Annotated in this window: 20 protein-coding genes and 3 pseudogenes; 11 read left to right on the top strand and 12 right to left on the bottom strand. The window is 39.8% G+C overall.

Annotated features, from left to right (window positions below):
* Positions 1 to 81 precede the first annotated feature (81 nt).
* Genes V7K40_RS19425 through V7K40_RS19415 form a run of 3 tightly spaced genes read left to right on the top strand, consistent with a single transcriptional unit; the run spans position 82 to position 2,980 of the window.
* Positions 82 to 864 (top strand): ABC transporter permease, encoded by a 783-nt coding sequence (locus V7K40_RS19425; RefSeq protein WP_334962493.1) that lies wholly within the window; start codon positions 82 to 84, stop codon positions 862 to 864.
* Positions 865 to 917: 53 nt separating this feature from the next.
* Positions 918 to 2,231 carry a cytochrome P450 gene (locus tag V7K40_RS19420; protein WP_334962491.1) on the top strand — a complete coding sequence of 438 codons (1,314 nt, stop codon included), beginning with the start codon at positions 918 to 920 and terminating at the stop codon, positions 2,229 to 2,231.
* Positions 2,232 to 2,239: 8 nt separating this feature from the next.
* Positions 2,240 to 2,980: a hypothetical protein gene (locus V7K40_RS19415; RefSeq protein WP_334962489.1), complete on the top strand. Its 741-nt coding sequence runs from the start codon at positions 2,240 to 2,242 to the stop codon at positions 2,978 to 2,980.
* Here the strand turns inward: V7K40_RS19415 and urtE are convergent.
* A complete protein-coding gene (gene urtE, locus V7K40_RS19410) occupies positions 2,943 to 3,641 on the bottom strand; it encodes an urea ABC transporter ATP-binding subunit UrtE (RefSeq protein ID WP_334962487.1) in 699 nt (232 codons plus the stop codon). The genes V7K40_RS19415 and urtE overlap by 38 nt on opposite strands.
* Positions 3,642 to 4,277: 636 nt before the next feature.
* Here urtE and V7K40_RS19405 point away from each other — a divergent pair.
* Together V7K40_RS19405 and V7K40_RS19400 are read left to right on the top strand one after the other, a co-directional pair.
* On the top strand, positions 4,278 to 4,712 hold the full coding sequence (locus V7K40_RS19405) for a Uma2 family endonuclease (RefSeq protein ID WP_334962485.1): 435 nt from the start codon (positions 4,278 to 4,280) through the stop codon (positions 4,710 to 4,712).
* Positions 4,713 to 4,727: 15 nt separating this feature from the next.
* Positions 4,728 to 4,886 carry a hypothetical protein gene (locus tag V7K40_RS19400; protein ID WP_334962483.1) on the top strand — a complete coding sequence of 53 codons (159 nt, stop codon included), beginning with the start codon at positions 4,728 to 4,730 and terminating at the stop codon, positions 4,884 to 4,886.
* An 18-nt stretch (positions 4,887 to 4,904) separates the two neighbouring features.
* Here the strand turns inward: V7K40_RS19400 and urtD are convergent, their stop codons facing one another.
* From urtD to V7K40_RS19370, 6 genes are all read right to left on the bottom strand, one after another.
* The gene (gene urtD / locus V7K40_RS19395) at positions 4,905 to 5,651 is read right to left on the bottom strand and encodes an urea ABC transporter ATP-binding protein UrtD (protein WP_334962481.1); all 747 of its coding nucleotides are present in this window, start codon (positions 5,649 to 5,651) and stop codon (positions 4,905 to 4,907) included.
* Complete coding sequence (gene urtC, locus V7K40_RS19390; protein WP_334962479.1) at positions 5,626 to 6,744, bottom strand: urea ABC transporter permease subunit UrtC; 1,119 nt, start codon at positions 6,742 to 6,744, stop codon at positions 5,626 to 5,628. The genes urtD and urtC overlap by 26 nt, the downstream gene beginning before the upstream one ends.
* A 31-nt stretch (positions 6,745 to 6,775) precedes the next feature.
* Positions 6,776 to 7,936: an urea ABC transporter permease subunit UrtB gene (gene urtB / locus V7K40_RS19385; RefSeq protein ID WP_334962477.1), complete on the bottom strand. Its 1,161-nt coding sequence runs from the start codon at positions 7,934 to 7,936 to the stop codon at positions 6,776 to 6,778.
* A gap of 273 nt (positions 7,937 to 8,209) precedes the next feature.
* The gene (urtA, locus tag V7K40_RS19380) at positions 8,210 to 9,526 is read right to left on the bottom strand and encodes an urea ABC transporter substrate-binding protein (protein WP_334962475.1); all 1,317 of its coding nucleotides are present in this window, start codon (positions 9,524 to 9,526) and stop codon (positions 8,210 to 8,212) included.
* 193 nt (positions 9,527 to 9,719) lie between these two features.
* Positions 9,720 to 10,865 (bottom strand): FAD-binding oxidoreductase, encoded by a 1,146-nt coding sequence (locus V7K40_RS19375; protein WP_334962473.1) that lies wholly within the window; start codon positions 10,863 to 10,865, stop codon positions 9,720 to 9,722.
* Complete coding sequence (locus V7K40_RS19370) at positions 10,866 to 11,750, bottom strand: 2-oxoglutarate and iron-dependent oxygenase domain-containing protein (protein ID WP_334962471.1); 885 nt, start codon at positions 11,748 to 11,750, stop codon at positions 10,866 to 10,868.
* Between the two features lie 70 nt (positions 11,751 to 11,820).
* Here V7K40_RS19370 and V7K40_RS19365 point away from each other — a divergent pair, with 70 nt between their 5' ends.
* Together V7K40_RS19365 and V7K40_RS19360 are read left to right on the top strand one after the other, a co-directional pair.
* Complete coding sequence (locus V7K40_RS19365) at positions 11,821 to 12,405, top strand: Npun_F5749 family FMN-dependent PPOX-type flavoprotein (RefSeq protein ID WP_334962469.1); 585 nt, start codon at positions 11,821 to 11,823, stop codon at positions 12,403 to 12,405.
* 26 nt (positions 12,406 to 12,431) lie between these two features.
* Positions 12,432 to 12,609: pseudogene (locus V7K40_RS19360) on the top strand (IS4 family transposase); the annotation flags it as partial.
* A 69-nt stretch (positions 12,610 to 12,678) separates the two neighbouring features.
* On the opposite strand, the gene cysE reads toward V7K40_RS19360, so the two are convergent.
* The 5 genes from cysE to V7K40_RS19335 form a co-directional block, all read right to left on the bottom strand.
* On the bottom strand, positions 12,679 to 13,443 hold the full coding sequence (gene cysE, locus V7K40_RS19355; RefSeq protein ID WP_334962467.1) for a serine O-acetyltransferase: 765 nt from the start codon (positions 13,441 to 13,443) through the stop codon (positions 12,679 to 12,681).
* A gap of 300 nt (positions 13,444 to 13,743) precedes the next feature.
* Entirely contained in the window at positions 13,744 to 14,232 is a 489-nt protein-coding gene (locus V7K40_RS19350) for a hypothetical protein (RefSeq protein WP_334962465.1), read from the bottom strand.
* A gap of 387 nt (positions 14,233 to 14,619) precedes the next feature.
* Positions 14,620 to 17,766: an SEFIR domain-containing protein gene (locus V7K40_RS19345; RefSeq protein ID WP_334962463.1), complete on the bottom strand. Its 3,147-nt coding sequence runs from the start codon at positions 17,764 to 17,766 to the stop codon at positions 14,620 to 14,622.
* 579 nt (positions 17,767 to 18,345) lie between these two features.
* Entirely contained in the window at positions 18,346 to 18,711 is a 366-nt protein-coding gene (locus V7K40_RS19340; RefSeq protein ID WP_334962461.1) for a hypothetical protein, read from the bottom strand.
* A gap of 444 nt (positions 18,712 to 19,155) precedes the next feature.
* On the bottom strand, positions 19,156 to 20,814 hold the full coding sequence (locus V7K40_RS19335) for a DUF3352 domain-containing protein (protein ID WP_334962459.1): 1,659 nt from the start codon (positions 20,812 to 20,814) through the stop codon (positions 19,156 to 19,158).
* A gap of 157 nt (positions 20,815 to 20,971) precedes the next feature.
* On the opposite strand from V7K40_RS19335, the gene V7K40_RS19330 reads away from it, so the two are divergent.
* The 4 genes and pseudogenes from V7K40_RS19330 to V7K40_RS19315 all read left to right on the top strand — a co-directional run.
* Positions 20,972 to 21,304 carry a rhodanese-like domain-containing protein gene (locus V7K40_RS19330; protein ID WP_334962457.1) on the top strand — a complete coding sequence of 111 codons (333 nt, stop codon included), beginning with the start codon at positions 20,972 to 20,974 and terminating at the stop codon, positions 21,302 to 21,304.
* A 415-nt stretch (positions 21,305 to 21,719) separates the two neighbouring features.
* A complete protein-coding gene (gene hrcA / locus V7K40_RS19325; RefSeq protein WP_334962455.1) occupies positions 21,720 to 22,829 on the top strand; it encodes a heat-inducible transcriptional repressor HrcA in 1,110 nt (369 codons plus the stop codon).
* A 113-nt stretch (positions 22,830 to 22,942) separates the two neighbouring features.
* Positions 22,943 to 23,364, top strand: a pseudogene (locus V7K40_RS19320) (hypothetical protein).
* 187 nt (positions 23,365 to 23,551) lie between these two features.
* Positions 23,552 to 23,672: pseudogene (locus tag V7K40_RS19315) on the top strand (photosystem II q(b) protein); the annotation flags it as partial.

The raw sequence follows: 23,672 nt of genomic DNA, 5'->3' as shown, positions 1-23,672 counted from the left end.
TAATATTAAATTTACGTAAAGTTATTGTGTAATCTTGGGAAATGTAATTACAGATAGCATATTTTATGTTAAGGGTGCAAAATGCAAAGATATTTGAAAGTACTAAGACTATTTTGGACTGCTGCGATCGCATCAGAATTAGAGTATCGGATTAACTTTTTCATAGCTACCATCAGCAGCTTGGGAAATCTTGTCGGCAGCCTCTTTGGACTATTCTTGTTTTACCGCACTGGCTACACTTTTAGCGGTTGGTCATGGGAAGCAGCTTTAGTAGTTCTCGGAATTTTTACCTTACTACAAGGATTTTCTGCTACTTTTTTGGCGTCGAACTTGAGTCGCATTGTCCGCCATGTCCAACAAGGCACTTTGGATTTTATATTATTAAAACCTATTCGCAGTCAGTTTTGGCTTTCCACCCATACCCTTTCACCTTGGGGACTCCCGGATCTAATTTTTGGTAGTATTATTATTGGCTACGCAGGTAAACGTCTCGGTGTAGGAATAGACAACTATCTACTTGGTGTGCTGCCGTTATTGTTCAGCTTAGTGATTCTGTACAGCCTGTGGTTTATGCTGGGAGCGACGAGTATCTGGTTCGTCAAAGTATACAACGTTACCGAAGTATTGCATGGTTTGTTGGATGCTGGACGATATCCCATCGCCGCATATCCCACTGCTTACCGCTTTTTCTTCACCTTTGTGATGCCAGTAGCTTTTTTAACTACTGTACCAGCCCAAGCGCTGTTGGGTCGGAGTGAAATTAGTTGGTTGATAGGTGCGGCAATATTAGCAGTAGTGCTGTTTTTGATTTCCACTTGGTTTTGGCGGTTTGCGTTGCGGTTTTATACTAGTGCTTCGAGTTAGAGCGTAGACAAAGCAGCGCCTTGTCCATTGTTGGAGCAACATAAACTTAACATATGAAAAGTAATCAAATTCTTCCTGGAAGCTTTGGTATACCTATATTAGGTGAAACACTCTCCTTTATTTTCGACCGCGATTTTCACAAAAAGCGCTATCACCAGTATGGGCCCATCTTCAAAACTCATCTTCTTGGCAGACCAACTGTGGTTATGGCAGGGCCGGAGGCATTAGAGTTCGTTTTGTCAAGCCATATGGAGAATTTTTCTTGGCGCGAGGGATGGCCTGCTAATTTCAAGACGTTACTGGGTGAATCACTTTTTCTGCAAGATGGAGAGGAACACCGCAGAAACCGCCGCTTGATGATGCCGGCGTTGCATGGCCCAGCATTGGCGAATTATGTTTCCACAATGGAAGATATTACACGCGGCTATCTCCAAAAGTGGGAGAAAAAACAGGAGTTTACTTGGTTCCAAGAATTTAAACAGCTGACATTTGATATTGCTAGCCAATTATTGTTGGGTACGCGTCCTGGCCCTGAATCTATGCGCCTTAGCCAGTTGTTTGCAGTCATGACAAATGGACTGTTTGCGATTAATCCGTTGCCCTTACCATTTACGGCATTTGGTAAAGCCATAGCAGCTCGTAATCAGATTTTAGAGCATCTAACTCAAGTCGTCAGAGAACGTCAGCAAAATCCAACTAAAGATGCTCTAAGTTTATTAGTGCAAGCCCAAGATGAAGAAGGTAACCGGATGAGTGAAAAAGAACTCATCGCCCAAGCATTACTGTTACTCTTTGCTGGACACGAAACAACTACTTCGATGCTGACTTGGTTATGTGTAGAGTTAGCCTGTCATCCAGAAGTACTCGAAAAAGCAAGAGTTGAACAATTGCAACTTGCAAGTAAAGGTGATTTGGATTTAGAACAATTGGGTAAAATGCCCTATTTAGAGCAGGTTTTATGGGAAGTTGAAAGATTACATCAACCTGCCGCAAGCGGGTTTCGTGGCGTGATTAAAGACTTTGAATTTAAAGGTTATCACGTTCCTGCTGGTTGGCAGTTGCTTTATTCAATTGTAATAACTCATAGCCTAAAGGAAATCTACCTTGAACCAGAGCGTTTTGATCCAGATCGTTTCAGTCCCCAGCGCCAAGAACACAAAAAGTATCCTTTTAGTTTAGTTGGTTTCGGTGGTGGGCCACGCATCTGTATTGGTATAGCCTTTGCCAAAATGGAAATGAAGATTGTTGCTGCTCATCTTCTACGTAGTTATCATTGGGAGATATTACCCAATCAAAGTTTAGAAACAGTTAGGGTTCCCACTAATCGCCCTAAAGATGGGTTGCGGGTTAGATTTCAACCTCGGTGAAATGTTTTATGGTATCTCAAATAGACATACATTTGCCTAATGGAGTTTTACAAGGCTTGCAAAATGTGAAAGATTTTGTAGGTGAAAATGTTAACTCTCTAAATAACTCAGCACAACAAGTTGGGGAGTCTTTGAAGGCAACAGCCACTACAACAACTGATAGAGCAATTAATACAGTTACGACAAGCTTAGAACAAAGTTGGCAAACTGCTGATAAATTTAAGAGTACAACATCGGGAGCAGTTAAAGATGCGATCGCATCTTCTGCAAGTGATTGGCTGACACAACACCCGATATTTTTTAGGTTAGTTCAAATACTAAGTTGGGCGACTAATCACCCAATTATTAGTATAGTGATTTTGCTGTTTGCACTTGCTCTAGTTTGGAGCATCATCAAAGCAATTGTCCGCTTAATTGAAACAGCTAGTTGGTCAATACTCAAAGTACCGATAAAATTAATTCAGGCTTTAATTCAAGTTAGCTTTTTATCCTTAGTTAAAGTTGGTAGCTTTGGTGTTCAACGAATCACAGCTACTAAAACAACTGAGAATCTGCCAGCTTTACTACCTGAAAGTTTTCAACCAAATAAACAACAACGATTAGCAGAAATTTCTAGTCGCTTAGAAACAATTCAAAAAGAACAAAATGAGCTTTTACAAGAAGCAGCAGACTTGATTGCTGCTGACACAATTGATATAGAAATATCAAAAATTAAACCGCTAAAAAGCGTTGAATCACATCTTGGCTGAGTTCGGTGGTGGAACCGGAGGCGACAATACCACCTTTTTGCATAGCGTAATAGTAATCAGCCTGACGGACAAAGTGTAAATGTTGCTCTACCAATAAAACTGAAATGCCTGTAGTTTCGACGATGCGACGGACTGCGGCTTCAATTTCTAGGATGATTGAAGGTTGAATACCTTCAGTAGGTTCATCTAAGACGAGTAATTGAGGTTCCCCCATTAAAGCACGGGCGATCGCTAATTGTTGCTGCTGTCCCCCACTCAAATCACCACCCATCCGCGAAAGCATGGTTTTTAACACGGGGAATAAGCTAAAAACTTCTTCTGGAATTTCTGCTTTTTTTACTGGTTTACGTCTAGCTTCCAACCCCAGCAGCAGATTTTCTTTTACTGTTAACCGGGGGATAATTTCTCGTCCTTGGGGAACATAACCAATTCCTAACTTTGCCCTTTGGTCGGGAGATTTAGAGTTGATTAATTCTCCACCTAAGTTAATTGTACCGCTGCGGGGTTTGAGTAAACCCATAATTGTTTTGAGTAATGTAGATTTACCTACGCCATTGCGTCCAATTAGGCAAACCATTTGCCCAGATGGTACGTTTAAATCTACATTGCGGAGAATATGGCTTTCACCGTAATAAACGTTAAGGTTAGAGATTTTTAGCATAGGGAAGGGGAGAGGAGACAGGATGAACTTAAGCTTCCTTAGATTTTAACTGCCGTTGGGTTAGGTGCTTTGATTGTGTTTTTCGCGACAAATTATATCAAAATGTGGCATTTACATGAGCAAACAAGAGGAATGCGGGTATATTTGCTGAAATTTGTTCAAAAAAACAGGTCTAGGAGTTTTGAAGCTAATTTCCGAGTTCAAAACTAAGTTTTCAAGTTCAAAACTAAGTTTTTAAGTTCAAAACTAAGTTTCCAAGTTCAAAACTAAGTTTTTAAGTTCAAAACTAAGTTTCCAAGTTCAAAACTAAGTTTTCGAGTCAGAAATTAGATTTTTGATTTCAAAAACCTAATTTACAAGTTTAAAACCAAAGTTTGCTAGGTCAATTAGCTCAAGTTTGGGATGCGTAATAAGCTCACAGGTAAGAGCAGCAGAGCAATGTTAGCCTACTGACCGCAACAAACGAGTAAAACCTTCTTGCTCAAAGTGTTTATCAGTTGTTAATGCCTCCATATTTTTCACAACTTAAATAGGGCAGTGGCTCCCCAACCTATGATTTTCTTTAAGCCAAGCGTATTGGATTAGAATGGCAATGATATTTAGTGGTAGTCCGTATAGGGTAAAAAGGCAAAGCAAATGACCCAAACGACGAAAACCCAAAAACTGCTGACCTTTGAGGAGTATCTTACCTATGACGATGGTACAGACACGCGCTATGAGTTGGTGGATGGAAAACTAGTCGAGATCCCACCAGAAAGTCAGGAAAATAGTAATTTGGCAAGATTTCTATTCGTTGAAATACTAAAATATTTCCCCTTTTATTTAGTTGCTCATAAGGATATAGAAATTGAGGTGGCGGGGCGACGGGCGAGATGTCGTTTACCTGACTTAATGGTTCACACAGAAGAATCTTATACTGCCCTTATCGGTGCTACTCGTGCCACCCTTACCCGTGATATGCCGCCGCCTGCGCTAGTGATTGAAATTGTTTCTCCAGGAACGGCAAACCGCGTTCGTGATTATCGCTACAAGCGGACGGAGTATGCCGCTAGGGAAATATTGGAGTATTAGATTGTTGACCCACAGATGCAACAAATTACGATTTGTCAGTGGGTGGAAGGACAGTATGAGGATAAGGTATTTACAGGTGCGACTTGCATGGAATCAGTGGTAATTGCTGATTGGGCCCTAACAGTAGAGCAGGTGTTTAACAGCGCAAACCGACCAGAACTAGCAGGTGAATAGAAAGTGCAATCAAGTTTTTCATTCTTGCTGTTGTCCCAAATATACTTCAATCACACGGGAGTCATTTTGAACTTCTTCAAAATTCCCTTCACACAGCACTGAACCTTCATGTAATACTGTTACTTTTCGAGCAATTTGACGTACAAATTCCATATCATGTTCAATTACTAAAATTGAATGACTTTGTGCTAGTGCTAAAAGTAATTCGCCAATATTGTAGGTTTCTTCATCTGTTAAACCAGCAACTGGTTCATCAACGAGTAATAAGTCAGGTGACTGTGCTACTAACATGCCAATTTCTAAACGTTGCTTTTCTCCGTGGGAAAGTAAACCTGCTCTGATATCTGCTTTCGGCGTTAAACCGATAGTTTCTAATAATCCTTTAATCCTATTCTTTTCAACAGTATTAGAACGTTCAAACAAAGTAGAAAAGACATTTTTATTCTTGTTACTGGTAATTTCTAGATTTTCGCGGGGCGTTAAGTTCAGATAAATTCGGGGTGTTTGAAACTTGCGCCCAATTCCTAACCGTGCAATTTTATGTTCAGGTAAAGAACGCAGGTTTCTTCCTTTGAATAAAACTCGCCCAACCGTTGGTTGCACTTTCCCGGTAATCACATCAAGAAACGTTGTCTTTCCCGCACCATTGGGGCCAATTACTACCCGCAACTCACCCACATCCATGCTAAAGTTTAGCTGGTTTAGCGCCTTAAAACCGTCAAAACTAACAGTTACATTTTCAGTTTCCAATATTTTCGCGTTCATGTTGCACTTCGGGGTCTTCTTCCAAGGTGGGATATGTAGCAATTTGTTGACGACGGTTGAAAAGAGAAATATTCTGACTACGCAACCATCCCACTATGCCGTCAGGTAGCACTGTAACGACTATCAAAAATAGTGCGCCTTGGAAAAATAGCCAGATTTCTGCAAATTGTTCACTTAAAAAAGTGCGGGCATAATTGACTAACAAAGTTCCAACAATCGCCCCAATTAAAGTAGCGCGTCCCCCTACAGCTACCCAAATCACCATTTCAATCGAAAAGGCAATATCCATTGCTCTGGGTGATACAGAACCACTCTGAAGGGTGTAAAATGCTCCTGCTATACCTGCGATCGCACCTGAAACTGCAAACACCAGCACCTTAAAATCTGTAGGATCGTAGCCAGAAAATCTGACTCGATTTTCATCATCACGAATCGCTATCAACAACCTCCCAAAGCGCCCAGTTGTCAACCAGCGACAAATACCGTAGGTGATTGCGAGAAACACTACCGTTAGCGTGTAGAAAACAAATTGCGTTTTACTATCGCTAACCGTTGCCCCAAACAAAGTTGTAAAATCTATCAGTCCATTCGTACCGTTGAAAAGTTGTTGTTGACCGTTAAAGAAGTTGAAAAATACAATAGTTCCGGCTTGAGTCAAGATAGAAAAATAAACTCCCTTGAGGCGATTACGAAATACTAAATATCCCAACAATCCCCCCAATAACCCTGGAATTAGTACTACGGAAGCTATTGTCAAAGGAAAAGAATAAAAAGGTTTCCAAAACCCCGGAAGTTCCGTGACTCCATAAAGCCCCATGAAATCAGGTAATTCACCAGTAGGGACTTGCAGTTTCAGGTACATTGCGATCGCATATCCACCCAAACCAAAGAAAATACCATGTCCCAAACTTAGTAAACCAGTATAACCCCAAATCAAATCAATACCCAAAGCCACAATCGCCAGCGACAAAAATCGCCCCAACAAATTCAGACGAAACTCCGAAAGTACCACTGGCATGATAATTATAAGCAAGAGTGCGATCGCAACCACCACCCCCACCTCAATTAATAATCCTCCTCCCTTTCTTCTCATTCTCTGCGTCCTTGGCGTCTTGGCGGTTCGTTTAAACATCAACAGTACGTCCCTTCTGCGGAAAAATCCCCCCAGGCTTCCACTGTAAAAACACAATAATCAGCGCAAATACCATCACCTTAGCCATACTCGTCGTCGCAAAAAAAGTAAACAAATCAGCTAAAGGTTTAACAGGAGTCAATAACAAAGCCAAAGTCCCAGAACCAATTAAAAAATTAGCCGTACCAATAGCCAAAGCTGCCACAATAGTACCTACTAAATTGCCCACACCCCCAACGACAACCACCATAAAAGTATCAATAATATAGTTTTGTCCCGTATTTGGCCCTACAGAACCGAGTAAACTAATCGCACATCCAGCCACACCAGCTAAACCAGAACCTAATGCAAAAGTAATCGCATCAACCTTTTGAGTTGGAATTCCTAAACAAGCGCTCATACTCCGATTTTGCGTCACAGCCCGAATTCTTAAACCCCAGCTAGAACGTTGCAAAAATAAATAAATTACCGCTACACAGATTATTGTTAAAGCAATAATAAATAACCTAGCAAAGGGTAATTGTACACCACCTAAAGAAATCCCTGCTTGTAACCAAGTAGGAGCTGTTACATCCACATTTTGAGCGCCAAACCAAGGTTGAGTCACTCTAAGCTGATAAGTTTGACTCAATAAATTGCCCGTTGTGATTGTCACCCCCAGCGATAATAAAAATATTACCGTTACAATCCAGTTACGAACTCTTCCCAAATCAGTGCGAGAATTTAAAATCCATAAACCTCCAAAAAATAACAGAGAAAATAAGCCTATGCCAATTATCAATACCCAATTTACGCTGCGAACCAACTGTTGAAAAATTAAACTTACTCCCCAAGTTGCTAATAAAGTTTCAAGAGGGCGTCCATAGAGATAACGAATCACGCTTCTTTCTAAGATTAATCCCACAGTAGCCGTGAACATAAAAGCAATAATCAAAGCCAAAAATATGTAGACTTCAAACCACACCCCGCCCAATTGCTTACAGACATTTTGGACAACAAATGTTGTGTAAGCACCAAACATCATCAATTCACCATGTGCCATATTGATGACACCCATCAATCCAAATATAATCGCCAGTCCCAACGCGGCAATTAATAATACAGCGCCAATACTAATACCATTAAATACAGCTTCTAAAAATCCTGCTAACACTTTTTTCCCCTATATATCAGCTTCTAGTTTTTAGAATTACCGTAGGGTGTATTAGGCGCACATTTATATATGATTTGTAACTACAAACATCACATGAGCGCCTAACGCACCGCTATCTAAGATGGTGCGTTAGGCTAAAGCCGTAACACACCCTACTTATTTCTGATAGTTCGTAATCGTTAATTAATTACGAATTACGTAGCTTGCTTCTCGCCGGAGGCGAGTATTATGTTAGCCCAGTGTTAGCGACGTAGGAGCGTCATTACGAATTATTTAAACTTTCTTGTATTTACCACCCTTAGCAGGGTCAGTCCAATCACAAGCAAATCCCTTAGTCTCTTTTACAAATTGATTCCAAGGAACTGGCTCAACTGCTGTCGGAGTAGCATAGACAATATCAAACAAACCATCTAGCCTTACTTGACCAATTCGCACAATTTTGGATATGTGATGATTAGCATCCATTGTCACTTTACCTTCAGGTGCATCTAGAGTTTGACCATACGCCGCAGCACTCACTTTAGCTATATCTGTAGTACCAGCTTTTTCTACTGCTTGCTTCCATAAATAAACGGCAATATATGCTGCTTCCATTGGGTCATTTGTTACCCGATTATCACCGTACTCTTTCTTAAAAGCTGTGACAAACTTCTTATTAGCAGGTGTGTCTACTGTTTGGAAGTAATTCCAAGCAGCGTAGTGACCTTTAAGATACTCTACACCAATTGCTTTAACTTCTTCTTCGGCAATACTGACAGACATGGAAGGATATCTATCTGGTGTCAATCCAGCACCTTTCAATTGTTTGAAGAAAGCAACGTTACTATCACCATTCAGAGTATTGTAAATTACACCTCCATTAGGCAAAGCTTGCTTAATTTTAGTGATAATCGGTGTAACTTCTGCGTTACCTAGCGGTAAATAATCTTCGCCAACTGTTTTACCACCTAAAGCTTCGAGTTGAGCTTTAATAATTGTGTTAGCAGTCCGGGGAAAAACGTAGTCTGAGCCAACTAAGAAAAATTCTTTGCCCTTATTTTTCAACAACCAATCAACAGAGGGTTCGATTTGTTGATTTGGCGCAGCGCCAGTGTAAAAAATATTTTTAGAACACTCTTGACCTTCATACTGCACAGGATACCAGAGCATATGATTTTTGCTCTCAAATACTGGCTTCACATTCTTACGGCTAGCAGAAGTCCAACAACCAAAAACTACAGCAACTTTATCTTGATCTATTAGCTTAGTTGCCTTTTCCCTAAAAGTATCCCAGTTAGAAGCACCATCTTCAGTAATTGCTTCAATTTGTTTACCTAAAATACCACCGCCAGCGTTAATTTCTTTGATTGCTAATTTTTCAGCATCGACAACGCTTTTTTCACTAATAGCCATCGTACCACTAAGGGAGTGCAAAATACCTACTTTGATGGTGTCACCAGCAGTAGCAGCAGCTGGGGAAGCAGTAGGAGGTGCGACTGGACTCTCTGTAGCAGTTGGAGAATTATTCGCGCAAGCTTTTAGAAAAAAGCTGCTTCCAAAAGTTAGAGAACCATAGATTAAAAACTTGCGTCGGTTAAATTGTCTTCTCATATCTTTATGAATTTTCCTTTTGATGAATCAACTAACTTAATAGAAAGCTGACAATATCAAACCTTTAAAGTGTGATAATAGTGCGATATTTTACTAGGAAAAAGTTACTTATTATACAAAATGTTTGTTTTTGTAATAAAAAAATAAATTTGTAATATTAATTTTTGTTAAGCTTAATATTATGAAATTATTGTTAGCGGTGAAGAGATAGCTGGGTAATAATTTCATCTTCCTTGCCAAAAGCAAAATCAGCAAAGCGCTTTGCCAAAGGTGGTATAATCACCAAAGGATTGCTAAACCCAGAGAATAGATGAACGCTCTCAAATCCTGGGATAGTACTAATCAAGGGTAAGCGATCGCTAATAAATGCCACCAAGCAATGATGCCAAGTTCCTGGTAAATTCTCCAAAACTGGCAAAACTTCACCGACACTTTTTCGCAGCCACTTTTCACTCGCCTCTAAGTCTACTTTGGCATGAGGATCTGTGAGAACGCGGCTAATTTGACCGATGCGGAAGCTACCATCTTGCATCTGAATCGCACCCGCATCTAAAATTGGCGGTACTGGCTCATTACCGGGTTGATTCCACAATTCATCAACTTGAGTAGATTCAACTTCTAGTTGAAATCGTTGCAGATTAGCTGGCATAACTAAGGTGCGTAACTGCATATCAACAGGTGAGGTTTCAATAATTTCTTCATGGGTAAAATACAGTTTGACGGGAATACCAGCAGATTTTAGTAGCTGGCGGCTGAGTCCACCCGCACAGATAACAACGTTTGCACTGTGAAAAGTTCCAGTAGTTGTTTTTACACCATTTTGCAATACTTGCAATACTTGGGTAATCTGCATTTCACCCCCAGCCCGCAGAAAGGCTTGGATGTAAGCTTGTGCTGTTTTTTCTGGGTGAATATGACCGTGTTTGACAGTTAAAGCACCAGATATCGCCTCTCGATTTAGCAGTGGTTCCAACTCACAAGCTTCTTGGACACTCAGTAAACGCGGTGGAATAGCAAAATGATTATATGATGCAGCAGTTGCTTGTGGGTCACTAGCGGCTGAAATAGTTAGTAATAAATCTAATTCCCGAAATTCGATATCAGCCTCTAACTCTTGAGATAGGATATGGTAACGCGCGATCGCTTCTTCGCACAATTGCCGAGTTAATGTTGTAGTACCTGACCAATAAGCAAGTCCACCATAACTATAGCGAGTTGCATTCTGTGGTCTGCTGTATTGCTCCAACAAAAGTACAGAAAAGCCTGTTTTAGCTAGTTCGTAGGCGAGTGCAGCACCCGCAATTCCACCGCCAACCACAATCCAATCGTAGGTTTTCATCTAATATGTTGCTTGTAAACGACTTAAAAGATATTCTCCCGCAAGGATAGGGGGATAAATAGGTGATTGTTCTTTTTGGCAACTTTCCAAACAAGCAATTTCTATATCATCATTAGGATGACAGAAAAAAGCAATAGAATACCGGGATTGCTCCACCCTGTTATCATTGGGAATCATTACCCGATGCTTGGTTGAGCAAAACACATGATTTGTCCACCGTTGGATTAAATCGCCAGTATTGACTATTACAGTATCAGGAATTGTCGGTGCGGCAATCCACTCTCCAGATGCTGTCTGTACTTCCAACCCCCCAACGTCATCTTGGAAAAGTAAGGTAATACTGCCATAATCGGAATGCTTACCAGCACGCACCTGTCCGGGTTTGGGTGGTGTCTGCAATGGGGGATAGTGCAGCAATCGCAAGGTATGATTTTGTTGATTGTGTCTTATGATCAAAAAATCTTCTGGCAATTCCAACGCCAAAGCAAATGCTTGCAGTACGGTGTTTGCAAGTTCTGTGCAACTATCATAAAAGCCGACAATAGAAGCATCTATGTCTACAGCCGCTTGTTTATTTACATTAAACGCCTCTTTCAAGTCGCCTGGTTTATTGGGGTCAAGACGTTCTCTCTCAAGACCAACATAACCCGTGTTACTAAATTCATCATTCCAAGCTTGCTTTTGCTTAACTTCTAAGGGTAAATTGAAGAAATATTTGCTGTGAGTGAATACTTGCCTGATTAGGTCTTTTGATATTCCTGAATTCTGTAAGTACATGAAGCCAATTTCATGGCAAGCTTGATAGATTTGTTTGATCACAGTTTGCCGAGTTATTGTATCGCCATTGGTAAAGGCAGTTAAATCTATTACTGGAATTGTAACCATTTATATATAATTAGAGATTTTGTGTTTTGTTAACAGTAGTATACTTAATACTTAGGTACGGAATTTGACAATGACTCTTGCTCCTTGGCGAAGCGCGATCGCTGATGCACTTGATCGCAACCGCAGCCTTGTTTATGCCCGTTACCTGCAACTAGCAACGGTGCAGGCGAACGGTCGCCCCGCTAATCGTACCCTAGTCTTTCGTGGCTTTCTGGAAGATACAAACCAGCTAAAATTTATCATCGATAGCCGTAGCGCTAAAGCCGACCAGATACAGCAACAACCTTGGACAGAAGTTTGCTGGTACTTCCCCAATACACGAGAACAATTCCGTATTACTGGCTGTTTAACTCTGGTAGGAAATGATGATTCTCACCAGAATTTACAACCAGCCCGCATTTCCATTTGGCAAGAACTGAGTGATGCTGCACGTTTACAGTTTGCTTGGCCCCATCCTGGTAAACCCAGAGTTGAAACCCCAGAAGCTTTTGCACCAGCAGCACCCGACCCCATGCAACCATTGCCTAATTTTTGCCTACTGCTACTCGACCCAGTGCAGGTAGACCATTTAGAATTGCAGGGCGAACCACAAAATAGAAAGTTTTATCACTGCGATGAAAATCAAGAATGGTTTTGTGAAGAAATTAATCCTTAATTTTTTGAAAGGGGAATGAGGAATGGGGAAAATACAGTTCGGTTTTCTTTCACAACATCATCCCTTGAGCAACCTTATTCTGGCTATTTTTCCGCAAGCATTTGTTTCATGAGAACGAGGTATATTTGCTACCGGGTGATGAAGTTGTAATCACCAAAGTGGGTAAACATTCTTGTGCGGCCGGATAGGTTCTTTACAAGTCTATTTGGAATCTGCAAAGTTAGCATTTATAATTTTTATTCCTCACTCCTCACTCTTAACTCCTAACTTTCTTTAAATACCCGCACCATCTAGAAACTGCTGTATTGCCTTATCTCTAAGGTTACACACAGGAACATCTTGTGATAAATCAGCTTGGTTAGAAGCTACACAACCAGTCAAGACAAGAGTTTTTCCAGAAGAGTTGGTGCGCTGAAGAGTTTGTATTTGTTCTTCCAGCGCCTCAATCCGGTCTACTAAAGCACGAATTACTTCAGCTTCTGAATCTGGTAAGTTACTGTGTTCAAGAGGTGCAACCCGGACTCCAGAACGATATATAATCCGTCCAGGCACGCCCACAACAGTACAGTCAGAAGGCACATCCCTGAGAACAACAGACCCAGCGCCAATACGGACATTGTTGCCAATTTGGATATTGCCCAGTACCTTAGCTCCAGCTCCAACTACGACATTTTCACCCACAGTGGGATGGCGCTTGCCACATTCTTTACCAGTACCTCCAAGAGTGACACCTTGATAAATTAGCGTATAGTCTCCCACGATCGCAGTTTCACCAATTACTACACCCATCCCGTGATCAATAAATACACTTTGCCCAATTGCTGCACCAGGATGGATTTCAATTCCAGTCAAAAACCGAGCCAAGTGAGAAATCAGGCGAGGAATAAAGGGAAGACCAACAGTATAAAGCCAGTGAGCCAGCCTATGGAATAGCAAGGCTTGCAAACCAGGGTAACAAAATAAAACTTCCAACCAGTTACGGGCAGCTGGGTCACGTTCAAAGATGATACGAAAGTCAGCACGTAGTATAGATAGCACGAGATAGCACCCTCGGAAAGCACAACAAGCGACTCTCCCATATTATCCTCTCAGGTATTAGGGACTTCCAAATAAAAAAATATTCCAAAACTGACGCAAAAATCCTCTTTATTTCTCTTCTCTGTGTTCTCTGCGTCTCTGTGGTTCGTTTATTTGGATAATTTATTTCTTGGAAATCCCTTACACCTAAAAATTGTGAATGGGGCATTGGGCATTAATCACTTGACTCCTAACTCCTTCCTGTACAGACGCGATTAATCGCGTCTCTACTCCTAACTCCTAACTCAACACTCCCCATCACTACTGCTCCACTGTCAGAGTATAATCACGCTTGACCCCAGGATTAAATGTACCCACCCAAATCCGATATGTACCCCTTTTCCAGTTGCGATCGCTGACGCTAGCATCTTTACTTTTGCCAGTGTCATCACCGCAACGAATTGTCGTTTGACCTGGACCTTGGATCAGTAAAGTGGTGTCGTTGTTGTTGCTATCGACTTGTATTATCAGCTGGGAAAAATCCTTTTCCAAAACCATAATGTGATCTGGAGTGGGATCAGCAAAGCCAATACAGGCTTTTTGATCGCGATCGCGGTTACTTATGGCAGACAATGAGTAAGAACCACCTGTAAACCCCTGCACTCTTCCTTGTGCTGGATCAAAGTTTGTTGATAAATTGAAAGTACCAAAATTTGCTGTCTCTGCTATTACAGGGGTAGCTGTGATGGCGGTAAGTATAGCCAACAGCCAGCCGCCGTGAAACTGAAGTCGGGGGCGACAGTATTTCATAGTAGCCCTCCAACAGGCTTTTAAATTAGTAGTGATATATACATATTCTACTGAAAATTTTTCAGTGAAATTTCAGTTGGTTGTGCCACATTAAAATGTGCCACACTAAAGGGTTTTGAAAGCAGACAGCTAATTGCTAGGCTGTTTCTTGCTATAAACAGCAGCGACAATTTCCCAACTTCTGATTTGAATGTGATTACCTCTGTTAGACGCAGAGTCTTCTCTAAGAGAGAAGACCCTTGACGGACGATTTTGGGTCAGCAGCCAATAACTATCCAAAAATATATCCATTAAATTGTTCTCTTATTTGTTGTGGGTCTGAGAGAAAGCAATCTTGGAAACAAACCTGAATTTTTCTATCTTAGATTTTGACACGTTAGGAATTTTTCAATACTTTGTAGCTCCTAATTTTTCCAGTCCTAACATTTGGACATCGTTTAAATTAGTAACGCCAGAAATATTCATCCCTTGATATGGTTGACCAAGTTCTATAGTGTGAATACTAATATTATTTTTTCCCTCTACCTCCCAAAACTTGATAGTCTGATCTTGGCTACAGCTAATAAGCTTGTTTCCATCATGACTAAATACTATAGACTCTACAGCATGTTTATGACCTTTTAATATCTTGATAGGTCGTACGTCGTTTTCATTCTCGATATCCCACAACGTAACAATGTGATTATGGCCAGCGCTAGCGACAATTGGTTCTTTGGGATGAAAAGCCACAGAAAGTATTTGTTGTTGATCATCCCAAGTATTAAGACATCTTCTAGACTCAACATCCCACAATTTTAGTTTTCTATCAAAATCTCCGCTAACTAACTTATTGCTGTTTGGGCTAAAAGCAATGCTGTGAACTTGGTTTTTATGATGAAACTCATAACTACCTAGATTAACCTGTTCATTCTGGGTATTATTTAAATCTATCAGATGAATAGTTTTATCCCTGCTGCTACTAACCAAGTATTGACCATTTGGACTAAAAGCTAGGGATAGTATTCGGTCACTGTGTTGAGTAAATTCCCGTAATGGTTTAGGATTTTGTACATTACTGAGATTCCATAAAAAGATTTTGTTATCATTGCCTCCGCTAGCTAACATGTCGCGCTTAGGATTAAAAGCAACACATCTAACACGCTTATTATGTCCTGTACAACTAGTAAAGTATTTCCACTCTTCTTTTTCTAACTTCCATAGATAAATATTATTATCTTCACTAGCACTAGCTAAAAGTGTTCCATCTTCATTGAAAGCCACTGACCAAACCCAATCAGTATGCTCAGAAAGGGTTTGAAATGGAATATGTGTGCGTTCCCAGTAATTCCAAAGACGAATTTTATTGTCTTCACCTCCGCAGGCAAAAATATAACCATCTCTACTAAATGCTATTGACCAAATGCGATTAGAGTATCCTCTTAAAGTCTGTTTACATTTCCATTGATTCTTTTCATTATCCCAAAGTTTGATAGTGCGATCATCACCACCGCTTATTAAAAGTTGAGAGTTAGGTTTTTTAGGATTTGGGCAAAATGCTAAACTTCTGATCAAATGTTTATGACCATTGTTGTCCAAGTTGTCTAAGTTAGTAGCAAATTCCCATTCTCTATGAATGGAATTCCACAGACGAATCTTGTGTTCGCTCTGGTTGTTGGAATTTTTATCGATACATCCAACAGCAAGAATATTTCCATCTTGACTAAATGCTAGTGTCCTTACTTGACTAATTTCTGTAGGAGAATCAAATGGCAAAGTTCGGTAAGAATCAGTAGACAACAGTTTGACTTTTCCATCCTCACCTCCGCTAGCAAGAATTTTTCTGTTTTTATTGAAAGCAATACAGCGTATTACTCCTCTATGCATTTTTTTTTGGTACTCTTCTTTCCTATCTACTATGTTCCAAACATGAATATATCCATCCTCAGTGGTCTTCTTGCCACTGCTAGCAAGGAATGTATTACTAATAAAAGTTATACAAGACACATCAATAGCATCTAAATTTAGCAAATCCCTATTACTAATATTAAATACCTTTATCGCTTTATCTCCATCCCCTCCAAATGCCAAAGTATTTCCATCAGGGCTAAATGCTACTGATAATATACGTCTGCTTTCATTCCATGAACCTATCTTTTTAAACTGGAGTTTACCTGAGGAATTGTCAATCTCGAATAATTCAACACGACCATCTTCTGCTCCCCAAGCAAATCGCTGCTTTCCAGCCCTTGAACTAAAAGCAACCGACCAAATTTGATTTCTTCTATGGTTATATAAAAAACAGAGTTCCAAGTTTTCTGTATTATTGACTCGAATTGAGCCATCAGCATCCCCTGTAGCAAAATAACTACCATCAGAACTAAAAGCAATGGAATGAATAGAACTTAATGATTTAGAAAAGCTAGAGTTTTTTAAATCAGAATTTGTAAAATCTACCCCTGTTAAAATAGCATCTTGTAAATCAGCATCCCAAATAGAGATGTTTGATAAATCAAAGTAGCTAAAATCTGTTTGAAGTTTGAGTAACAATAATAAATTTAGAATATTACCTGCTGTGTAATTATTTTTTAATTCTCCTAGTTTTTTCTTATTTAACAAAATATTAATCAAATAATCACCAATTAATTTTTCATCATTACCATTTTCAGAATGTTTTTCTTTCTTTAATTTTTGTCTAATTGTAGTAATATACTCTTTCCTTAATAAGAGTTTTTTAATTCTACCAAATAACTTATTGATTACTATTTCTTTGTTATTAAATACCTCTTTTTTTTGTTGCAAAAACGGAATTTTATTAAAAAATAAAAATTTGCAGGAGAGAATTTCTTTAATTAAAGTATCAATCAGTTTTTCCAGATTTTCATTATCATTAGTTTCTAAGGTATGGTTATATTCATTCTCAATAATTATTTCTATAATTGAATCTTCTAACAAAAATTTTGTTATTGTATCTTCTTGAGAGATTGTTTCTGTTGAATCCCACTTTAATGATTCCAAAGTATGATCATCATTTATACTTCGGGTATCAAATGAGCGCAATTTGCCAATTTTATTCATTTTTACTTCTGATTGTCTAGTTAGAAGGCAATAAAGCTTTATATTTATGTGTTCTTCATCAAGTAAATAGTAAGAATAAGAACGAACTATATCAGGAATGTAGTTTGATTCTTTCTGAGAAAATATAATAGGAATAAACTTGGAATTTTTGCCTTGTCCTTCATAAAGTTCTTGAATGATGTTTTGACTTTCTAATATAACGCCTAAAGATTTGTCATTTTCGCATTTTCTCATAAATCGTTGGTAATATTTTTCAGTGCAAATTAAAAGCACAAAATCAGCCCCCTTTACTTGATTTATCATCCACAATGGCCATCCTTCCAAAGGAAATGCTACATATTGGTCTATCATGCAATCAATACCTGCTTCTCGTAGGCGATTGGAGAGGTTTAGTACTCTCTTTTTATGTTCAGTTGAGTCCCAACTATAGCTAATAAAAACTTTTGGATGATACTCTTGGTTAGTAGATTGTGTATTCATTTCATTTTATTCTTTTACTCAAGACTCAAGATTATAAATTTGTTCCTTCTTTACCTAACTACTGTAAGAAGCTTCATTGGCTTCCATTCATTACTCAATTAATTCAATTACTACCTGACCCATCTTTCTATCATGTAGTACACAAATAGAATGGAAGCACTTTTTTAAGTTTTCTTTAGTACAAATATGCGTTTCTTTTTGCATTGAATTTTTTAGGCGTATATAAGGTAGAAATCAATTATAATACATGCGTACTATATTAGATTTGGACTTTTGAGCCATATCTAACACCTAACACAGTAAATATGCGACTAAATCAGCGTTGTGAGCAGCGCTGGAAACGGACATTTTGCTTAACATATATTAGGGTTAGTTTGTACAGTGCGTAAGTCCGATAAGTGTGGATTTAGTATACCACTGAAACTATGAACCAAGAAATGAAGATTATGCCAAATCTGAAAAATTATAACTTTTTAAATACTTTATATTAATATTTACATAAATATTAATATAAAGTATTTAAATATAAATTAGTAAAAAACAGTGTCCTAACAATATTTTACGGACTACATTTCTGTACTAAAGAATGATATATCTTGCAATGATTACAGTAAGTACCAATGTTAAGTAAAACGGATAAATGGAAAATGATAAACTAGAAGTAAATAATAAATTGACAACATTTATGCCTTTGGGCGGCTTTAGAGCAAAGAGTTTATCGATTGAAATTTCACCATAAGAATGCAACTCTTTTACAAAATCGTTATAAATCTGACGAAAGTTTCGTTCTTGACCTAGATAGTAAGAATCCAAAAGAAAGAAAAGTACTATTGGTATAAGCGATATCCAAGCATAATTAGGCTTGTTCTTATCTGCAATCACCACAATAATTGCTGAAACCAAAGAAATACACCAAGTTTTGCAGTTAGCGCTGTTAGATGCCATACGTGTAATAATTCCCTGCAAAATGTTCAGATAATTCTGCACAGCATCGGACTCAAACGTTACTTTGGGTGGTTGTGACTGTGGACTGGAGTTACTCACTAACTTTTCAACTACTGCTATATGTTCAAAGCGTTGACTAACTTTATTGTAACTGTGACTGTCTATTCAGCTACAGGCATAATGACTGAAAAAAAATACATCTTTTGATTGATATTGAAAGATGTTCATAGCCATATGGATTTTGGATAAAAAGAAGTGTTCGCATAAATTATTCACGAACCAAAAATCAAGGTTCAGCCGTCTCTGCTGTAGGAGGGAAGGTCAGACCAAAGATGGGACGAAAGTTTCATCTTAGGCACTCCCCCATGATTACAGAAGCCCAGCCTTCAGGCGAAGACAAGGCTGGGTAGTTCACCCTTCTGCAGTTGAGCTTTTTTGAAAATCTCACGAATTATTGAGTTTGAAGAAAACACTACCTTTGAGCGATCGCGTGTCAGTGCCATAACTACTGAGTGTGAGCGATCGCAAATTGTTAAAAAAGGGTTTACCTAAGACTTCCACTAACTTGAGAATCGGTACTTGACGCTCTAACAAATTCTGGCTCTTTGTCCAGTCAAGATATATATAGCCTTGGTTTGGTAAGGGAATCGCAGCGATACTATCTTTGAAATTGGGATTGTCAATTATGGAATTATCCTTGGTTGTGAGAATTTTATCCATCGTCTCTAAGTCAGAGGTGAAAATTTCGTAATTTCCTAAAGTTGTATGCAATCCCCGCACTTTTGTTTCAATGCTGAAGGATGCTCCTTCTTTAACATCACTTTTTTTTGTAGCCGTAGTTAACTCTGTCCAAGCGGAGATTTTTTGCTTGTCTATAGTCAGGAGATTAATGCTGAGTCCGTTAGATGAGGCGATCGCATCTAATCGAGTAACACCTTGTTCTACAGCCTCGGATTTTTCCACCACAAAAATCCAATGAGGGGTTGTTTGCTCTTCTGGTAACAATGCTATGGCATATTCCCCCTGTACCCAACTGAAAATATCCTCTGGGAAGTTTATGCCCCAGCGTTTTTGAACATCCGCCAAAGGTTTTGCTAACCGAGAAACCACATCTTCCTTAGAACCATATATAGTTGCTGTTGCTTGTCTCCAAAGTTTGGCTACATCACTGTCACCCAAATTACTTAAATTTGAGCCAGAAATTGTCAAACCTGCGGACGCTGGAATATACTGCAATGCTCCCACAGGTTTAGATAGCGGTGGGGATGGAGGGACAATTTCTGATGAAGTCAGAAAGGTAGTTTCTGCTAGCAATCCTTTGGGGTTTAACGCCAGGGAAATAATTTGGCTGTTATAAAGTTGTTCTGGCAGTTCTAACCCTTGCCATTTTGCCACAATGGGAAGATTCAAGAAAGCTACAGCTAAACCCCCTTTAGGAAGTTGTTTTGTAGCTTTTTCGTATTCGGGAGAGCTAGTCAAATTCAGATCAGGCGCTTGGACGTTATTAATCGCGTCTCGCAACACTTTAGGATCGTTGGCAAACAACACAAAGTCTTCACCAACAACAGCACCAGCAAGCAAGTCCTGCTCTGGTTGAGAATTGTCAGAAATCAGCTTTACGCCTTTGTATTGTTCAACACCTAAGTTTGCTCCAGCTAACGCCCGTTTGGAAAACAATAACTCGACAAACTCGCGGCTTTTCTCCGGTTGCTGGGTTGAGAGTGCTAACAGATACCCTGGTTGCTGTCCGTTTTCTAGATCGCGATCAATATCTAAGGTGGTGATAGCTAATGTAATTTCGTTCCCTAACCAGGGTTGAATGTCTTGTTTGTAATCTATGCCACTTTTGGCGAATAAACTGGTTTTGAGTTTAGATAGTTCCTCTTCTTGCTCCAACGCCTGCAAACGGTCAGGATTCGCCAGTAATGAAACCATTACAGGGGAAAGTTTTGACACGAATATGGCTGCACCAGGCTGGGAGGTAGAAGCAATCAGGTTAGCTGGACTTTTGGCGAAAAACCAGTAAAAGCCAGCGATCGCAATCACTAGCAGTGCGATCGCACCTGCGACGATAAAACCAATAAATGAACGTTGCCTATTCACATTAAACCTTTAATAAAGACGGTTTACAGCCATTTAAGCAGAAAGCTTACCAGGATATATCAGCCTTCTTGAGAATGGATACTCATGCAAAGGCAGAGATTTTCTGTAACCATAAATAGTATTAGGACTCTTTATAGGGAATTCTTTTAGTCAACCCATGAACCAGATTAGTGTAGAAGAACTGGCACAACGTCTTTCTTCTGGTGATGCAAGTATTCAGCTAGTAGATGTACGAGAACCACAAGAATTGGCGATCGCTAGCATTGAGGGCTTTATCAACCTACCCCTGAGTCAATTTGCCGAATGGGGAGATCAAGTCCCTAACCTCTTCAATCCCCAAGCTGAAACCCTTGTGTTATGCCACCACGGCATCCGCTCTGCCCAGATGTGCCAGTGGTTGATTGCTCAAGGTTTTACAAATGTGCAAAATATTTCGGGTGGTATTGATGCTTACTCCCTCTTAGTAGACCATTCAATTCCCCAGTATTAGCTTGTGTTTAGGTGCATTACTCAGATGGAACTCACTCTTCCATCTGGCTTTTGCTATTGTGAAAACAGCAGTAGATAAGTTTAGGGGCTTGCCACTTACGGAACTTTTCTACCCCAATTTTTGCGGCGATGCCGCGAAAATACGTATCCAATAATACTTTTATGAGTGTAGAATTATGCAAATATAAGTCGAAAAAGGATGTTCTTAATTCTAACTCTTAGCTTTTGCTGCAAAAGCCTAAATTCTGTTTGGAGCGCACTTTTAAAGAGTGGTGTATGTAAACCTTAAAATTAATTATCACAAGATAATTGTATAATTTATGATCTTAATTAATTATTAATATTCTTTGTTTTCGATCAAATCAACGAATTTTTCCAGAGTTTGATTAAAATTTGCCTTTAGCAAAACATACCCTATGGAAGTCCAGTTAACAAATCGACAACAGCATATACTTTGGGCAACGGTACGTCACTACATTGCTACAGCAGAGCCTGTTGGTTCAAAGGCTTTGGTCGAAGAGTACGACCTGGGTGTAAGTTCAGCCACAATTCGCAATGTGATGGGCGTTTTAGAAAAGTCTGGATTACTCTACCAACCACACGCCTCAGCCGGACGAATACCTTCAGACTCAGGCTATCGCATTTATGTTGACCAGCTAATCACACCTTCTCTGCGAGACCCGACGCGAACAGAAACTTTAGGACGAGAAGTAGAGGTGGCACTTCAAAAGCGCCTCCAGTGGGAAGATTGGAGTTTAGAAACCCTACTGCAAGGAGCCGCACAAATTTTAGCAACCTTAAGTGGTTGCATTAGCTTGATTACGATGCCGCAAACAACTACAGCGCTATTGCGACATCTGCAATTAGTGCAAATTGAAGCGGGGCGGATCATGTTAATTGTAGTCACCAATGGTTATGAGACACATTCCAAGTTGATGGATTTGTCGCCAACACCAGAGGAAACAGAACGGGATTCAGAGGTTATTGATCGCGAGTTGCAGATTGTTTCTAACTTTTTGAATAGCCACTTGCGGGGGCGAAGTCTGTTGGAATTAGCCAACCTCAACTGGAGCGAACTAGATCAGGAGTTCCAACGCTACGGGGAATTCTTGAAAAATTCAGTTGCAGAATTGACTCGTCGCACTCTTGCGCCAACTGCGACACAAATTATGGTTCGGGGTGTGTCAGAAGTTTTGCGCCAGCCGGAATTTTCCCAGTTACAGCAGGTACAAACGATTATCCACCTGCTGGAAGAAGAACAAGACCAACTATGGCGATTAATATTTGAGGAACCAGAGCCTGAGGATGTGGGTAAGTCAAAGGTAACGGTTCGCATTGGCGCAGAAAATCCTCTAGAACCGATACGTACCTGTACCTTAATTTCTTCCACCTATCGCCGAGGTTCAATACCAGTAGGAAGTGTGGGAGTTTTGGGGCCAACGCGTCTAGATTATGAAAGTGCGATCGCAGTCGTGGCATCTGCTGCTGATTATCTCTCAGAAGCTTTCAGTTATTTCAATCCTTAAGGTGATGTTTAGGGACAAGCTGCTACGAGTATAGGCAAGTGAACAATACCATTGCAGGCAGATAGCCCAATTTGTAGCGGCACAATCAATAATTAATACTACTTAAATCTTTCATGATTAGAAAAATTGCCTTTGGCGTGCTGTGGCTGGGATTCATTGTCTATGCTTTTTTCCTCGCTCCTCCTGAGCAACCCGGTACATTCGAGTTAATTAAAAACCTTTCTAGTGGTCAGTAGCAAGGCGTTAACCCGTTAGTCATAGCACTATTGAACCTCATGGGTATCTGGCCTCTCATCTACAGTGCAGTAGTGTTTATTGACGGTAGAGGGCAAAAAATACCTGCTTGGCTATTTGCGATCGCCTCTTTCGCAGTTGGAATCCGCAGTTTTTCTGGTTAATAGCGTTGATACCGCTATTCGGCCCATTGATTTATTTATCTGTGCGTCCACCTTTACAAGAAGTGGGTGTAGAGTCAATATTCAAAGCCAGCAGCGAATTGAAGAATAAAGTGCTTTTTTCGCAATCCAAAATCTAAAATCTAAAATGGTATTACCCAAAATCCCCTTTTTCAGTAGATCGGGGATTTTCTATTGCGGGTGCGTAAATCCCAAGAGAAAATTTTTTTCTAAAAGTACTTTACAAAACGCAATAAATCCTTTAAGATGTGTAACAGGTAGTCAAACTTACCTAATTCATTCGCAAATAATCGCATTTATAAAACAATGACAACAACCATTCAACGTCGCGAAAGCGCCAACGTATGGGATCGATTCTGTGAGTGGATCACCAGCACCAACAACCGGATCTACATCGGTTGGTTCGGCGTAGTGATGATCCCCACCC

Origin of the sequence: Nostoc sp., from assembly GCF_036917195.1 — a bacterium.
Classification (GTDB): Bacteria; Cyanobacteriota; Cyanobacteriia; order Cyanobacteriales; family Nostocaceae; genus Nostoc.
Note: the sequence above shows the minus strand (reverse complement) of the source record. Positions and strands in the feature narration are given on the sequence as shown.

What these genes read in the sequence shown, in the direction of transcription:
- V7K40_RS19340 (WP_334962461.1), bottom strand. Translation starts at nt 18,711, where the DNA reads ATGGCATCTAACAGCGCTAACTGCAAAACTTGGTGTATTTCTTTGGTT.
- hrcA (WP_334962455.1), top strand. Translation starts at nt 21,720, where the DNA reads ATGGAAGTCCAGTTAACAAATCGACAACAGCATATACTTTGGGCAACG.
- V7K40_RS19350 (WP_334962465.1), bottom strand. Translation starts at nt 14,232, where the DNA reads ATGAAATACTGTCGCCCCCGACTTCAGTTTCACGGCGGCTGGCTGTTG.
- urtE (WP_334962487.1), bottom strand. Translation starts at nt 3,641, where the DNA reads ATGCTAAAAATCTCTAACCTTAACGTTTATTACGGTGAAAGCCATATT.
- V7K40_RS19415 (WP_334962489.1), top strand. Translation starts at nt 2,240, where the DNA reads ATGGTATCTCAAATAGACATACATTTGCCTAATGGAGTTTTACAAGGC.
- V7K40_RS19425 (WP_334962493.1), top strand. Translation starts at nt 82, where the DNA reads ATGCAAAGATATTTGAAAGTACTAAGACTATTTTGGACTGCTGCGATC.
- V7K40_RS19365 (WP_334962469.1), top strand. Translation starts at nt 11,821, where the DNA reads ATGACTCTTGCTCCTTGGCGAAGCGCGATCGCTGATGCACTTGATCGC.
- urtC (WP_334962479.1), bottom strand. Translation starts at nt 6,744, where the DNA reads ATGAGAAGAAAGGGAGGAGGATTATTAATTGAGGTGGGGGTGGTGGTT.
- V7K40_RS19400 (WP_334962483.1), top strand. Translation starts at nt 4,728, where the DNA reads ATGCAACAAATTACGATTTGTCAGTGGGTGGAAGGACAGTATGAGGAT.
- V7K40_RS19405 (WP_334962485.1), top strand. Translation starts at nt 4,278, where the DNA reads ATGACCCAAACGACGAAAACCCAAAAACTGCTGACCTTTGAGGAGTAT.
- urtA (WP_334962475.1), bottom strand. Translation starts at nt 9,526, where the DNA reads ATGAGAAGACAATTTAACCGACGCAAGTTTTTAATCTATGGTTCTCTA.
- V7K40_RS19370 (WP_334962471.1), bottom strand. Translation starts at nt 11,750, where the DNA reads ATGGTTACAATTCCAGTAATAGATTTAACTGCCTTTACCAATGGCGAT.
- V7K40_RS19420 (WP_334962491.1), top strand. Translation starts at nt 918, where the DNA reads ATGAAAAGTAATCAAATTCTTCCTGGAAGCTTTGGTATACCTATATTA.
- V7K40_RS19330 (WP_334962457.1), top strand. Translation starts at nt 20,972, where the DNA reads ATGAACCAGATTAGTGTAGAAGAACTGGCACAACGTCTTTCTTCTGGT.
- V7K40_RS19375 (WP_334962473.1), bottom strand. Translation starts at nt 10,865, where the DNA reads ATGAAAACCTACGATTGGATTGTGGTTGGCGGTGGAATTGCGGGTGCT.
- urtD (WP_334962481.1), bottom strand. Translation starts at nt 5,651, where the DNA reads ATGAACGCGAAAATATTGGAAACTGAAAATGTAACTGTTAGTTTTGAC.
- V7K40_RS19345 (WP_334962463.1), bottom strand. Translation starts at nt 17,766, where the DNA reads ATGAATACACAATCTACTAACCAAGAGTATCATCCAAAAGTTTTTATT.